The sequence below is a fragment of the Ruegeria sp. AN6 genome (assembly GCF_056540425.1).
The window spans coordinates 1-11,892 of sequence record NZ_JBQFWR010000001.1 but is presented as its reverse complement, the minus strand read 5'-3'; the positions used below and the strand labels follow the sequence as shown (position 1 = coordinate 11,892).

Sequence of the window (11,892 nt, the reverse complement as noted above, 5' to 3'; positions counted from 1 at the left end):
ATTCCCCCCTAGTCTCGCTGCTGTGCAGAATAACGTCGTAGGCGTCGGGGGGCAAAGCGGCGAATGGTCCGAATTCTCAGGCTGATACTCAGGAGGCACATTCGATGCGCTACATGATGACTTACGACCTGATGGAAACCATGCGTAACACCAACCAATGGCTTGGTGCAACCGCAAGCGCGATGGCGTCCTACCCCCTGTTTTCGATGACACCCAATCCGGCCTTCAACTGGATGGCAGCTTGGGGTGAAGTAACCGAGCGAACATTCCAACGTATGATCGTCAAACCCGATTGGGGTATTCGCACCTTCACCTGCGAAGATGGCAAGGACCATTTGGTCGATGTCACAACAGTGATTGAGCGCCCGTTCGGCGATCTGATCCACTTCCGCGTCAACGGGCGCGAAGAGCAGCCTCGCAAAGTTCTGCTGGTGGCACCCATGTCGGGCCATTATGCAACGCTGCTGCGCTCGACCGTCAAAAGCTTGTTGGTCAATTGTGAAGTTTACATCACTGATTGGCATAATGCGCGCGATATCCCCGTGTCCGAAGGCAAATTCGATGTTGAGGATTACACCCTCTACCTTGTCGATTTTATGAAAGAGCTCGGGCCCGACACACATGTTGTCGCTGTTTGCCAGCCCGCCCCTCTGACATTGGCGGCAACGGCCTATCTGGCCGAAGTCGAACCAAAAGCGCAGCCCAGTACACTGACCCTAATCGGAGGGCCGGTCGATCCCGATGCGACACCAACCGAGGTCACGGATTTTGGTCGCCGCGTAACAATGGGCCAACTGGAAGAAACCATGATCCAGCGCGTTGGTTTCAAATACAAAGGGGTCGGTCGCATGGTCTATCCCGGCCTGCTGCAACTTGCCTCGTTCATGTCGATGAATGCCGAGCGTCACAGCAAGGCGTTTTCGGACCAAATCCAGCGGGTGATCCGGGATGAAGCTTCGGATCACGATGCCCACAACCGGTTCTATGATGAATATCTTGCCGTGATGGACATGACGGCCGAGTTCTACCTTTCAACCGTCGAACGGGTCTTTAAGAACCGCGAGATTGCGAGGAACGAATTTGTTGTCGCCGGACACAAGGTGGATATCGGCAAGATTACCGATGTCGCCGTGAAATCGGTTGAAGGCGCGAATGACGATATCTCGGCACCTGGTCAGTGCATTGCAGCGCTTGATTTGTGCACCGGCCTGCCGGACAGCAAAAAAGCCAGCCATGTCGAACCTGGCGCTGGCCATTATGGTATTTTCGCGGGCCGCAGTTGGCGTGACAACATCCGCCCGCTTGTGATTGATTTCATGAATGAAAATAGCCGTAAGCCACGCCGTCGCGCCGCCAATCGCAACAAAGTGGCCTGAGCGGCACCGCAGCTAAGGAACTCTCCTTCAGCTGCGACTGCGGCGCGCTTTCTGGCCGCATCACAGAGCGCGGCGTCAAATCAGGCACCCATGTCGTCTGCTTCTGCCATGATTGTCGCGCAGCTCAACTGTATTTCAAACAGCCAGACCCGGCCCCCGGCCCTGTCGATATTTTTCAGATGGCCCCGGAAGAAATCGGGATTAACCGAGGAGCCGAGCACTTGGCTGTGATGCAGCTTAGTCCCAAGGGCATGTTGCGGTGGTATGCCAAATGCTGCAACGCGCCATTGGCAACAACGCCATTGACCCCCAAATTTCCATTCGCGGGGGTTATTGTGAAACGCATCCTCGACAGCAACAGTCTTGGTCCCGTTACCACACGCGGATTTGTGCCCGGGCCTGATGGCAAACAATCTCATGAAAAAATTCGCTATGCGGCCATGGGATTGCTGAAGCGGGTTCTAAAATCGCGCCTGTCGGGAAGCTGGAAGAAAACACCGTTTTTCGATTCCGAGACGGGCACCCCCGTTGCTCCACCGACCATTTTAACAAAAGAAGAACGAGCAGCTTTCTACGACTAGGTCAGCCGTAGCGGAGTTTGAATCCAGTCCAGCAGCGATTCAGTTACTGTGTTAGGAGCTTCCAGTGTTGGGAAATGTCCAGCTCCATCAATTACATGCAGCACCGCATCCGGAATGAGATCTGCCATGAAAGTGTGTTTCTGCGCCGTGTTTTCGGCATCATGAGCACCGCACATGATCACGGTCGGCGTCTTGATCCGTCGCAACGTGCCTTGCTGATCCGGACGCCGCTGCAACATTCGCATCTGTCGCACAAACACTTCCGGCCCCAACGCCCCGGGCATCTGCAATACATCATCGAGAATCGGAATTCGTTTCGGTCCTGGGGCCAGCATGTCTGAACCGACCACTCTGCGTATGACGTCGTCCAACCGTCCCGCCTGCGCCCCTATGATCAATTCTTCGCGGTCTGCAGCGATCTGAGGCGTGTCCGCCTGCACCTCTGCCGTGATCAGACATAATCGTGTCACCCGCTCGGGCGCGCATCGCACAATTTCAAGCGCGATGCCTCCACCCAGGCCAAACCCGCACAATGCGAACCGATGCGGTGGCTGATCCAGCAGACCCGACGCGATCTCCTCTATCCGCTTACCACCGGTGATTGGTGCAACCGTGACCGCACGATCATGCGACATCGCTGTGATCTGCGCCTGAAACAACCGCGCGTCACACATCAATCCGGGCTGCAAAACCAATGGCTCGATCGCCCTGGCACCCTCCGCTCGTTGTTTATTGTTTTGTTACAAGATGAGAAGTTTGCCAGTGGCGGGCAAGCAAAACTTCAGGGATAATTGATCGCTCTGAATGGCGGAAAATCCGCGTACCGCGCTTGCCTTTGTGCCAGCGTTTCTTCCGGATCGGCCCCGGCCCGCAACAAGCAGCCACGCGGCGCAATATAGCTGTCGATCCGCCTTACAGGCTTGGGCCGCCACACCAGATTGAATGCACAGAGTTTCGGAAAGAACCAGATCTCAGAGTAATCCAGATGGTCGTGCATCCACCACGCAAGATCCCGCCAATCGCGCCCTTGCTCATACCGGTCGGCAAACCATGGTATAACGACCGAAGCACCCGCGACACGCGCGTCGCCTTCACCCCAGTCCCAGATGTGGCACTCTAATGGATTGTCATTGCGGGCGCAGTTCAACCTGTTCTCGTTCCCGAACCGGTTCAAGGACCGCGAACGATAGCCCGAGCGTACAGCAACCCGCCCAAAAGTCTCTTCCAGTGGGTCCATCAGTGTTTCACAAAACGCGCGCCCCGTTTCGATCGCAAGATCGGGGTTGTCAGGTATGTTCTGCAACTCGTGAAAGTTTCCAATTTCGGAATAGAGGAAATCACGCATGAAAAAATGCCGGGAAAGGCGCACACGACCCAGGTTCTCGAGGCTCCACATGCTGCCCGGCCGACGCACGATCAGTACCCGTTCCAGCGAAAGGAACCGTCCGCTGCCAAGGTCGAGAAGGGGTTGAACGCAATTTCCCAGATCGTCTGGTCCGGAGCGCGAAAATACCCGTGATGTCCGCCCCAGAAGACGTCCGATGCGGGCTTGAGCACCTCCGCTCCGGCACGTTCCGCCTGGTCAATCAGCGCCGCCACGTCATCTTTCGCACGGCAATTATGGCTTAACGTCATCGCACCACGTCCCAGAGTTGCGACGTCCACTCCCATTTCGTCAGCCAGAGCGGCAAGTGGATAGAGGCCCAGCGTTTGCCCGATCAGATCAAACGCAATCACCCCATCGGGACTTTCAACACGTTGCCAGCCCAGTTTCTCATAGAAAACTGCGGCTGTTTCCAAGTCTTCCACGCCGATCGTGATCAGACTTACACGTTGCTCCATCACTGAATCCCCTGCTCCGATAGCCACTCCAACATACCTGAGACCGTTGCATCAGTCTGACCGGGCGACATCAACCGCCCCGCCACAACGTGCGAGGCTGGATCATCCCCGGGGCCCATGGTCACCAATGCAACCGAGGCCGGGCCTCCCCATGCCTTTGCCACCTCATGCGTTCTGTCCGGCCGCACGACTTGATCGTCATCCGAGAACCAGAATAGCGCGGGGATCCGTGCACCTGAAAAGTCCAACCCATGGACTGCATCTACGATGACAGACATCGGCACAACTGCCTCCCATGGGTAGATAGTTGTCCAATACCTATTCTTTTCAGCATCAGAACTGGATACATCCCGCTCGGCCCCCATCAAAAGAGGCAACCAATCTCGCGCCCATGGCAATGTTGGCACCCAGGCCGCAGCAATGTTCACTCCGAAGTTCGGTGAGAAAAAAATCAACGCGGCCACATCCGCACTCAGTTCGGTATCCAGCGCAGCAGCTGCCGCCAGAGTTCCGCCAGTAGATGTCGAGATTACAACTACCTGCTCTCCGACTGCCCGGGCTGCTGCCAACCCCTCGGCCGCATCTCGCATCCAGCCCGAGGCCGTCCCTTCGATCATCGCTTCACCATCACGCCCATGCCCTTGAAGCCGGGTATAAACAAGGTTGGCGCCCAGCGCCTCGGCAACTCGATCGGGCACCGGCCTGATCTCTTCTGACGAGGCCGAGAACCCATGGATATAAAGTACCGCATACGGTGTTCGCTGCTCGTAAAACCCATCCTGCCAGATCACACGCCTTTCAACGCCCGGCACGATGTCGTCATAGGCAGTTTCGATGCTTTCAAAATAGACCTGAACGCCTTCACCAAATTTGCGTGGATCGAAACGGGGATGCAGGTCTACCGGCTCACGGGGCCCAAATACGTAGACCAGCCCACCAATCAGGGCCAATCCCAGCAGCAGACGCCCCAAAATCCAGCCAAAGCGCTGCATCAGGTGCCTCCTATTACACCCCGAACGGCCTGCTCGATCAAACCAAGGCACGGTCCGTCCGAGAATCGGTGATCCGCGTCTTTGACTAGCAGTAACTGCATGTCTTGACCCGACGCGTGGTTAAGCAAGCCTACTGCTGTTTCGGTGGTTACTGCGGTATCTGCCGTTCCCTGCAGGAAACGCACCGGAAAGGGCAATTCAAGTGGCGTACGCAAAACCAGACGCTGCCGCCCATCTTCAATCATCCGCTTGGTAATGACGTAGGGCTCCATATAGTCCGAAGGCAGCTCAACATGCCCAACGATCTCCAGATCAGATTTCTGCTGATCTGAAAAAGAAGCCCAGTACCCGTCCTCGGTAAAATCCGGTGCTGCAGCGATCGTTACCATACCCGCAATCCGCTCGGGCATGACCCGCGCAAGCAACAACGCCTGCCATCCGCCCATGGATGATCCCACAATAATCAACGGGCCCGCGGTCAACCGAGAGATTGCAGCTAACGTATCCTCGTGCCAGTCCCCAATGCACCCGTCGGTAAACTCACCGGAACTTTCACCATGCCCCGAATAATCGAAGCGTAAGAAAGACTGCCCTCGCGCCTTGGCCCATGCCTCAAGATGCACAGCCTTGGTGCCTTCCATGTCCGATTTCAATCCGCCCAGAAAAACGATGGTTGGCCCCGTTCCTTCAGACTTGTGATAAGCCAGCCGTCGCCCCTGCGCTGTCTCAAGAAATTTCGTCTCTGCCATGAAATCCTCTTTTCTTTTCCCGCATCATGCACGTCATCACGCGCTTCGCAATTCCCCGATCCCTTTTCATCCGGCCAAAAATATCCCGGGGTGCGCGAGGGGCAGCGCCCCTCGTTCCCACCCTTGACACGCGCATCCCCACCTGCCACATGAGCCGAACACACATAACCCGCAACCGGGCGTTCAGTGGGCGTCAAACCGACGAGGAGAGCCGATATGGCCTTGGACTCACAGTCAGTCTCCCTTACCTTTCCCGATGGCAATTCCCGATCCTTCGATGCAGGCGTCACGCCCGCTCAGGTCGCTGCCGGCATCTCGACCTCGCTGGCCAAAAAAGCCATCTCTGCCACGGTGAACGGCCAGCATTGGGACTTGCAATGGCCCATCGAAGCCGACGCGCAAATCGCCATTCACACCATGAAGGACGAGGCGCAAGCCAATGAGCTGATCCGCCACGATCTGGCGCATGTCATGGCGCGCGCCGTGCAGGAGATTTGGCCCGCTACCAAAGTCACCATCGGCCCCGTCATCGAAAACGGCTGGTACTATGACTTTGACCGCGAGGAGCCGTTTACGCCCGAAGATCTCGGCCTAATCGAGAAAAAGATGAAAGAGATCATCAACAAGCGTGATCCGGTGACCACCGAGGTTTGGGACCGTGACCGCGCGATCGAGTTCTACAAGGCCAACAATGAGCCCTATAAAGTTGAGCTGATCGAATCCATCCCGGGTGATGAGCCGCTGCGCATGTATTGGCACGGCCACTGGCAGGATCTCTGCCGTGGCCCACACTTGCAGCACACTGGTCAACTGCCGGGTGATGCGTTCAAACTGATGTCCATCGCCGGTGCCTACTGGCGCGGCGACAGCGACCGCGCCATGCTTCAACGCATCTATGGCGTGGCCTTTACTGGCAAGGAAAAGCTCAAAGCTCACATGCACATGCTGGAAGAAGCGGCCAAGCGCGACCACCGCAAACTGGGCCGCGAGATGGACCTGTTCCACATGCAAGAAGAAGCTCCGGGGCAGATTTTCTGGCACCCCAATGGTTGGACCGTCTACACCCAACTTCAGGACTATATGCGCCGTCAGCAGCGCAAGGGCGGTTATGTCGAGGTTAACACGCCTCAGGTTGTCGACCGCAAGCTGTGGGAAGCCTCGGGTCACTGGGACAAATATCAGGAAAACATGTTCATCGTCGAAGTCGACGAGGAACATGCGCGGGAAAAGGCTATTAACGCCCTGAAACCGATGAACTGCCCCTGTCACGTGCAGATATTCAATCAAGGCCTGAAATCCTATCGCGATTTGCCTTTGCGTATGGCCGAATTCGGATCGTGCAATCGGTACGAACCCTCGGGTGCTCTGCACGGTATCATGCGCGTACGCGGCTTTACCCAGGATGACGGGCACATCTTCTGCACCGAAGACCAGATCGAATCTGAAACCGCCGAGTTCATTCGGTTCCTGTCCGAGATCTACAAAGACCTCGGGTTCGAAAACTTCTCGGTCAAGTTCTCGGATCGCCCCGAAAAGCGGTCTGGCTCCGACGAGGTATGGGACAAGGCTGAGGCCGCCCTGCTCAGTGCGACCCGTGCCGCAGGGATCGAACCGGAACTCAACCCAGGTGAAGGGGCGTTCTATGGCCCGAAACTGGAGTTCGTTCTGACCGATGCGATTGGTCGGGACTGGCAGTGCGGCACCCATCAGGTAGACTTTGTTCTCCCAGAGCGTCTGGACGCCACATATATCGGCGCCGATGGCGGCAAACACCGTCCGGTCATGCTGCACCGCGCGACACTGGGTTCTTTCGAGCGGTTTATCGGCATCTTGATTGAAGAACACGCAGGCAAACTGCCCTTCTGGCTGGCCCCGCGTCAGGTCGTGGTCGCCTCGATCACGTCCGATGCTGATGCGTATGTAGCCGAAGTGGTTGAAGCCTTGCGCGCTGCTGGTGTTCGGGCCGAAGCTGATATTCGTAACGAGAAAATCAACTACAAGGTCCGCGAGCATTCGGTTGGCAAAGTCCCAATCATTCTGGCCGTCGGTCACCGCGAAGTTGATGAGCGCACGGTCAGTGTCCGCCGTCTCGGTGAAAAACAGACACAAGTTCAGTCGCTTGAATCTGTAACAAAAGAGCTGGGTCAGGCCGCAACGCCGCCAGATCTGCTGTAACATTCGGTGCCAAATTGCCGAAAATCCGGCCCTGATTTTAGGGCCGGATTGAAACAAATACCATTTTTCATTTCAAAAACAGTTTGTTAACCTTCAAGGGGCCATGACGGTCTTTGACGGGGTTGTGAGACACGGGCTCGTGAATTCAACTCTGAGCATCAAGCTACTACCTTTGTCATTGTCACAAGCAGACACGTAAAGTCAGCAAAAGGAAAATCCGAGATGTCGAACACCGCAAAAACACTGGTTATCGCAAGCGCAGTTGCCGCCGCCGTTTCCGGCGCTGCAACAACGGCGACCGCTCAGGCCAAAGAGAAATGCTATGGCGTTTCGCTGGCCGGTCAAAACGACTGCGCGGCTGGTCCCGGTACGACCTGCGCGGGCACGTCAACTGTAGATTATCAGGGTAATGCATGGACTCTGGTTGACGCAGGCACCTGCGCGGACATTGAGCTGCCAAAAACAGCAGATGGTGCGGACCGCAAAGGCTCGCTCGAGCCGCTGGAACGCGATCTGCCTGCATAAGTCTGCCCGAATGAACCGGAAAGGGCGGGCACCATCGCCCGCCCTTTCTGTGATGATCAAGGGATTTGCACATGTTAGACAATGCTCTCAGATCAAATCGATTGCCCGCCGCCCCAGGCGTCGGATACAAACCGCAGCATTTCTCGCAAATCCTTGAGCATGCGAAGCCAGTAGAATGGCTTGAGATTCATGCTGAAAACTATATGGGCGATGGCGGACGTCCTTTGGCACAATTGCGCCATCTATCCGAACAATTCCCCATATCCGTTCACGGCGTTGGCCTCTCAATTGGCGGTGAAACACCGCTGGACCTAGATCACCTCGCACGCCTGAAACACTTGGTTGGTTGGCTGAACCCAGCAAGCTTCTCCGAACATCTGGCATGGTCAACTCATGACAGTCACTTCCTGAATGATCTGCTGCCGCTGCCCTATACCGATACCACTCTGACCCGCGTTTGCGATCATATTGATCAGGTGCAAGGGGTCGTTGGACGGCAAATGCTGTTGGAAAATCCTTCCAGCTATTTGGCTTTCGAAGAAAGCACCTGGTCCGAGCCTGATTTCCTGCGCGAAATAACGCGCCGTACCGGATGTGGTTTGCTGTTGGATGTGAACAACGTCTTTGTTTCTGCCACTAATCTGGATTTCTCGCCTCAGGGCTATATCGACGCCTACCCGCTGGATCAGGTGGGTGAGATTCACTTGGGCGGTCACGACGAAGACGAAGACGATCATGGCCACCCCTTGCTGATCGATAGCCACGGGCGCGAGGTGGTTGATCCTGTCTGGGCATTGCTGGACTACGTTTTGGAAAAATCGGGACCGAAGCCGGTGCTGATTGAATGGGATACCGACGTACCTGACTGGCCAATCCTGAGGGCCGAGGCCGAACGTGCCCAATCTGCGTTGGACAAGATTCCGGCATGAACGTGTCTCAGACCACATTCCATGACGCTTTGCTGGACGCCAACAAGTCGGTTCCGGATGGATTGCTGGACGCGCAAGCAAACGCGGCGGGAAGTCGTTTCAGCGTGTATCGCAACAATGTCGCCGTTTCATTGACCGAGGCAATGCATCAGGCGTTTCCAGTCATTTCCAAGTTGCTGGGATCACAGAACATGGATGGGCTTGCCGGGATTTTCCTGCGCCAGCACCCGCCTACCTCACCACTTATGATGTTTTACGGTGATGAATTCCCTGCCTTTTTGGAAGGCATGGAGCAATTGTCGCATCTGGGATACCTGCCAGATGTAGCGCGGCTGGAGCTGGCGTTGCGGCGGGCCTATCACGCTGCCGATTGTCAGCCCATTGACCCTGAGGCTCTGAACGTTCCACCAGAAGACTTGATGCGCGCCAAGCTGACCCTCGCCGCTGCGGCAACTGTTTTAAGGTCTGAATGGCCTGTTCACGCGATCTGGTTGTTCAACACTGAAGACGACGCCCCGAAACCTGAAGCGGGTGCTCAGGATGTACTGATTACACGTCCCGAATACGATCCTGCCCCGCAACCGCTGCCACAGGGCGGCGCGGCATGGATCGCACGCATTCGAAACGGGCAAAGCATCGGCGAAGCATTTGAAGCCACTGTCGCGGAAACGCCCGAATTTGACCTTGGAACCACTCTGGCACTGCTTTTGCAGGGCGGTGCAATAACTTCTGTGACTATCGAAAGGCTGGACACATGACTGCCCTGATCTCAACCTACAATGACACGATGGACAAAGTGGCGAACACGTCCGGCTGGCTGACGCCTACCCTCGCTCGGGTCGTCTTTATCGCTGTCCTGTTCGTTTATTATTGGAACTCGGCAACACTGAAGATTGACGGCTCAATCTTTTCGCCATCCGCCGGGGCATTTGGGCAAATCTTCCCCAAGGCAGCCGAAGCCGTCCTGTATGACGTCAGCCAGATGACTTTCTTCCAGCGGATTGTCATCTTCTTTGGAACCGTGGCTGAGTTTGTATTGCCTGTACTGCTGCTGATCGGCCTCCTAACCCGTCTTGCCGCACTTGGCATGATTGGATTTGTCTGGGTGCAGACCCTCACCGATGTTACCGGACATGGTGTCAAACTAGGTGGCTTGTTTGACAACGCAATCACGCTGATGGATCAGCGCGTGATGTGGACATTCCTGCTGCTAGTGATTGTCATCAACGGTGCAGGCCCGCTTTCGCTGGATCGGCTGCTGCGCCTGAAATGACTTAGAAATGCGCCTTGGGCTCGTCCGGTTTTCCAGCCGCGAGCCCAAGCATTCCTGCTGCTCCGGCAAAGGCTATTGGGAACATCGTAAAGACGCCAAAGCCAAAGGCGTAGTACATGCCCGCCGCAGAAATAAGTAGTAATATGCCCGCGACCAGAGCACGTGAATGGGCCATCGCTCCACCCACTATCGCCAATAGCGGTGCCACAATCGAAGCGGTCTGGATCAGTTCCGGGTTATCGACCTGCTCGGCAATCCCTTCGATCTCACCAAATTGGTCGATCAGTTCCACAAATCCATAGCCGAAAAATCCGACGACCATTCCGATTAGCCCGGCAATCACACCCAGTATCATGGCAGCGTTTCGCATTCACAGGTCTCCGCTTGTTGCCCATGTCACATAGGCAATTGATTAGGTAAGACCAAGGGCCTGACGCGTTTCAGGCGTCCAGCCCAAATACATCCGGCCATCAGTCTCGATCAATGGGCGCTTCATCAAGGTCGGATGATCAACCAACAGCTCAAGCGCCGGCCGATTTCGTGTATCCTCATCCAATCCGCGCCAGGCAGTTGATCGCGTATTGAGCAAGGCTTTGCCGAAAGTCTCATACGCCTCCGACAGGATATTTTCGGGAACACCTTGCCCCCGCACGTCGACAAACTCCGCATTCGAAAGCGATTTCAATGCCTTGCGACATGTGTCGCAATTCTTCAATCCATAGAGCCGCATAGTTTGATTGATCCTGTCTTCGCTGCAAAATCGGGCAATTCCATTGGTATGGCCCAGTTATTCTTGATTTTTTACTTCACCGTGCAATGTTGAAAAAGGCGAAACACGCGACCCGGGCTGTATCGTGTGGGCGAACAGTGATGTGTTGCGGTATTGCCAACCACTACCCCCACCAATTTGTGGGACAACGTGTAAGTAGAAGGAGACACGGGAAATGCCAACTGGCACCGTGAAATGGTTTAATACAACCAAAGGCTATGGTTTTATTGCGCCCGATGAGGGTGGCAAAGATGTGTTTGTACATATCTCGGCCGTAGAACGATCCGGCCTGACCGGACTCGCTGACAATCAGAAGGTCTCGTACGAGCTGGAAGACGGACGTGATGGCCGACAGATGGCGTCTGATTTGAAGCCGCTGTAAGGCAAGCCCCGCCCCGGCGGGAAAGACAAATAAGGTTGGCGGCCAATTTCCGGCCGTTAACCGTTAGCTACCCCTAATAAACGCGCCCACCTCGGGACGCGCTATTTTCTTTTTTCCTGACTATTCAGCTTTCGCGGATAACGCCTTCGAACTCGCGCCACTCTCGCGCTGTCATGCCTGAATTTTCCTGAGTAACGGTCTCACCGCTTAGGCTCCAGACTCATTGATTTACAGCCAGAACAGCACGGTAGCTGCTAGAGCGATAGCCGAGAGGAATACCTTTGGGCATCTGTCATATC

At 55.6% G+C, this 11,892-nt stretch carries 15 protein-coding genes; 8 read left to right on the top strand and 7 right to left on the bottom strand.

Annotated features, from left to right (window positions below; all coding sequences use genetic code 11):
* The first annotated feature begins 104 nt into the window (after positions 1–104).
* Both phaZ and ACR0MQ_RS00070 read left to right on the top strand, forming a co-directional pair.
* Positions 105–1,376 (top strand): polyhydroxyalkanoate depolymerase, encoded by a 1,272-nt coding sequence (gene phaZ / locus ACR0MQ_RS00075; RefSeq protein WP_170770307.1) that lies wholly within the window; start codon positions 105–107, stop codon positions 1,374–1,376.
* On the top strand, positions 1,373–1,957 hold the full coding sequence (locus tag ACR0MQ_RS00070) for a DUF6151 family protein (RefSeq protein WP_170770306.1): 585 nt from the start codon (positions 1,373–1,375) through the stop codon (positions 1,955–1,957). Before phaZ ends, ACR0MQ_RS00070 begins: the two co-directional genes overlap by 4 nt.
* Here the strand turns inward: ACR0MQ_RS00070 and ACR0MQ_RS00065 are convergent.
* The 5 genes from ACR0MQ_RS00065 to ACR0MQ_RS00045 all read right to left on the bottom strand — a co-directional run bounded on the left by ACR0MQ_RS00065 (position 1,954) and on the right by ACR0MQ_RS00045 (position 5,540).
* On the bottom strand, positions 1,954–2,631 hold the full coding sequence (locus ACR0MQ_RS00065; protein ID WP_170770304.1) for an alpha/beta fold hydrolase: 678 nt from the start codon (positions 2,629–2,631) through the stop codon (positions 1,954–1,956). The two genes, ACR0MQ_RS00070 and ACR0MQ_RS00065, sit on opposite strands and share 4 nt — an antisense overlap.
* A gap of 107 nt (positions 2,632–2,738) precedes the next feature.
* Positions 2,739–3,353, bottom strand: coding sequence for a hypothetical protein (locus ACR0MQ_RS00060; protein WP_480606135.1), 615 nt, complete (start codon positions 3,351–3,353; stop codon positions 2,739–2,741).
* Positions 3,354–3,373: 20 nt separating this feature from the next.
* The gene (locus ACR0MQ_RS00055; protein WP_170770302.1) at positions 3,374–3,799 is read right to left on the bottom strand and encodes a VOC family protein; all 426 of its coding nucleotides are present in this window, start codon (positions 3,797–3,799) and stop codon (positions 3,374–3,376) included.
* A complete protein-coding gene (locus ACR0MQ_RS00050; RefSeq protein ID WP_170770300.1) occupies positions 3,799–4,791 on the bottom strand; it encodes an alpha/beta fold hydrolase in 993 nt (330 codons plus the stop codon). The genes ACR0MQ_RS00055 and ACR0MQ_RS00050 overlap by 1 nt, the downstream gene beginning before the upstream one ends.
* Complete coding sequence (locus ACR0MQ_RS00045) at positions 4,791–5,540, bottom strand: alpha/beta fold hydrolase (RefSeq protein ID WP_170770298.1); 750 nt, start codon at positions 5,538–5,540, stop codon at positions 4,791–4,793. Before ACR0MQ_RS00045 ends, ACR0MQ_RS00050 begins: the two co-directional genes overlap by 1 nt.
* Positions 5,541–5,756: 216 nt before the next feature.
* On the opposite strand from ACR0MQ_RS00045, the gene thrS reads away from it, so the two are divergent.
* The 5 genes from thrS to ACR0MQ_RS00020 all read left to right on the top strand — a co-directional run bounded on the left by thrS (position 5,757) and on the right by ACR0MQ_RS00020 (position 10,442).
* The gene (gene thrS / locus ACR0MQ_RS00040) at positions 5,757–7,715 is read left to right on the top strand and encodes a threonine--tRNA ligase (protein WP_170770296.1); all 1,959 of its coding nucleotides are present in this window, start codon (positions 5,757–5,759) and stop codon (positions 7,713–7,715) included.
* 222 nt (positions 7,716–7,937) lie between these two features.
* Entirely contained in the window at positions 7,938–8,240 is a 303-nt protein-coding gene (locus ACR0MQ_RS00035; RefSeq protein WP_010439128.1) for a BufA1 family periplasmic bufferin-type metallophore, read from the top strand.
* Positions 8,241–8,311: 71 nt separating this feature from the next.
* The gene (bufB, locus tag ACR0MQ_RS00030; protein WP_170538927.1) at positions 8,312–9,169 is read left to right on the top strand and encodes an MNIO family bufferin maturase; all 858 of its coding nucleotides are present in this window, start codon (positions 8,312–8,314) and stop codon (positions 9,167–9,169) included.
* On the top strand, positions 9,166–9,927 hold the full coding sequence (locus ACR0MQ_RS00025; protein WP_480603645.1) for an HvfC/BufC family peptide modification chaperone: 762 nt from the start codon (positions 9,166–9,168) through the stop codon (positions 9,925–9,927). Before bufB ends, ACR0MQ_RS00025 begins: the two co-directional genes overlap by 4 nt.
* Positions 9,924–10,442, top strand: coding sequence for a DoxX family membrane protein (locus tag ACR0MQ_RS00020; protein WP_170770292.1), 519 nt, complete (start codon positions 9,924–9,926; stop codon positions 10,440–10,442). Before ACR0MQ_RS00025 ends, ACR0MQ_RS00020 begins: the two co-directional genes overlap by 4 nt.
* 1 nt (position 10,443) lies before the next feature.
* Here ACR0MQ_RS00020 and ACR0MQ_RS00015 read toward each other — a convergent pair whose 3' ends face one another.
* Together ACR0MQ_RS00015 and ACR0MQ_RS00010 are read right to left on the bottom strand one after the other, a co-directional pair.
* Complete coding sequence (locus ACR0MQ_RS00015) at positions 10,444–10,812, bottom strand: hypothetical protein (protein WP_170770290.1); 369 nt, start codon at positions 10,810–10,812, stop codon at positions 10,444–10,446.
* Positions 10,813–10,854: 42 nt separating this feature from the next.
* Positions 10,855–11,172 (bottom strand): ArsC/Spx/MgsR family protein, encoded by a 318-nt coding sequence (locus ACR0MQ_RS00010; RefSeq protein ID WP_480603642.1) that lies wholly within the window; start codon positions 11,170–11,172, stop codon positions 10,855–10,857.
* Positions 11,173–11,386: 214 nt separating this feature from the next.
* Here ACR0MQ_RS00010 and ACR0MQ_RS00005 point away from each other — a divergent pair, with 214 nt between their 5' ends.
* Positions 11,387–11,593 (top strand): cold-shock protein, encoded by a 207-nt coding sequence (locus tag ACR0MQ_RS00005; protein WP_010439113.1) that lies wholly within the window; start codon positions 11,387–11,389, stop codon positions 11,591–11,593.
* Positions 11,594–11,892: the final 299 nt, after the last annotated feature.

What these genes read in the sequence shown, in the direction of transcription:
- ACR0MQ_RS00010 (WP_480603642.1), bottom strand. Translation starts at nt 11,172, where the DNA reads ATGCGGCTCTATGGATTGAAGAATTGCGACACATGTCGCAAGGCATTG.
- ACR0MQ_RS00025 (WP_480603645.1), top strand. Translation starts at nt 9,166, where the DNA reads ATGAACGTGTCTCAGACCACATTCCATGACGCTTTGCTGGACGCCAAC.
- ACR0MQ_RS00015 (WP_170770290.1), bottom strand. Translation starts at nt 10,812, where the DNA reads ATGCGAAACGCTGCCATGATACTGGGTGTGATTGCCGGGCTAATCGGA.
- thrS (WP_170770296.1), top strand. Translation starts at nt 5,757, where the DNA reads ATGGCCTTGGACTCACAGTCAGTCTCCCTTACCTTTCCCGATGGCAAT.
- ACR0MQ_RS00005 (WP_010439113.1), top strand. Translation starts at nt 11,387, where the DNA reads ATGCCAACTGGCACCGTGAAATGGTTTAATACAACCAAAGGCTATGGT.
- ACR0MQ_RS00060 (WP_480606135.1), bottom strand. Translation starts at nt 3,353, where the DNA reads ATGTGGAGCCTCGAGAACCTGGGTCGTGTGCGCCTTTCCCGGCATTTT.
- phaZ (WP_170770307.1), top strand. Translation starts at nt 105, where the DNA reads ATGCGCTACATGATGACTTACGACCTGATGGAAACCATGCGTAACACC.
- ACR0MQ_RS00065 (WP_170770304.1), bottom strand. Translation starts at nt 2,631, where the DNA reads ATGTGTGACGCGCGGTTGTTTCAGGCGCAGATCACAGCGATGTCGCAT.
- bufB (WP_170538927.1), top strand. Translation starts at nt 8,312, where the DNA reads ATGTTAGACAATGCTCTCAGATCAAATCGATTGCCCGCCGCCCCAGGC.
- ACR0MQ_RS00035 (WP_010439128.1), top strand. Translation starts at nt 7,938, where the DNA reads ATGTCGAACACCGCAAAAACACTGGTTATCGCAAGCGCAGTTGCCGCC.
- ACR0MQ_RS00050 (WP_170770300.1), bottom strand. Translation starts at nt 4,791, where the DNA reads ATGCAGCGCTTTGGCTGGATTTTGGGGCGTCTGCTGCTGGGATTGGCC.
- ACR0MQ_RS00055 (WP_170770302.1), bottom strand. Translation starts at nt 3,799, where the DNA reads ATGGAGCAACGTGTAAGTCTGATCACGATCGGCGTGGAAGACTTGGAA.
- ACR0MQ_RS00045 (WP_170770298.1), bottom strand. Translation starts at nt 5,540, where the DNA reads ATGGCAGAGACGAAATTTCTTGAGACAGCGCAGGGGCGACGGCTGGCT.
- ACR0MQ_RS00020 (WP_170770292.1), top strand. Translation starts at nt 9,924, where the DNA reads ATGACTGCCCTGATCTCAACCTACAATGACACGATGGACAAAGTGGCG.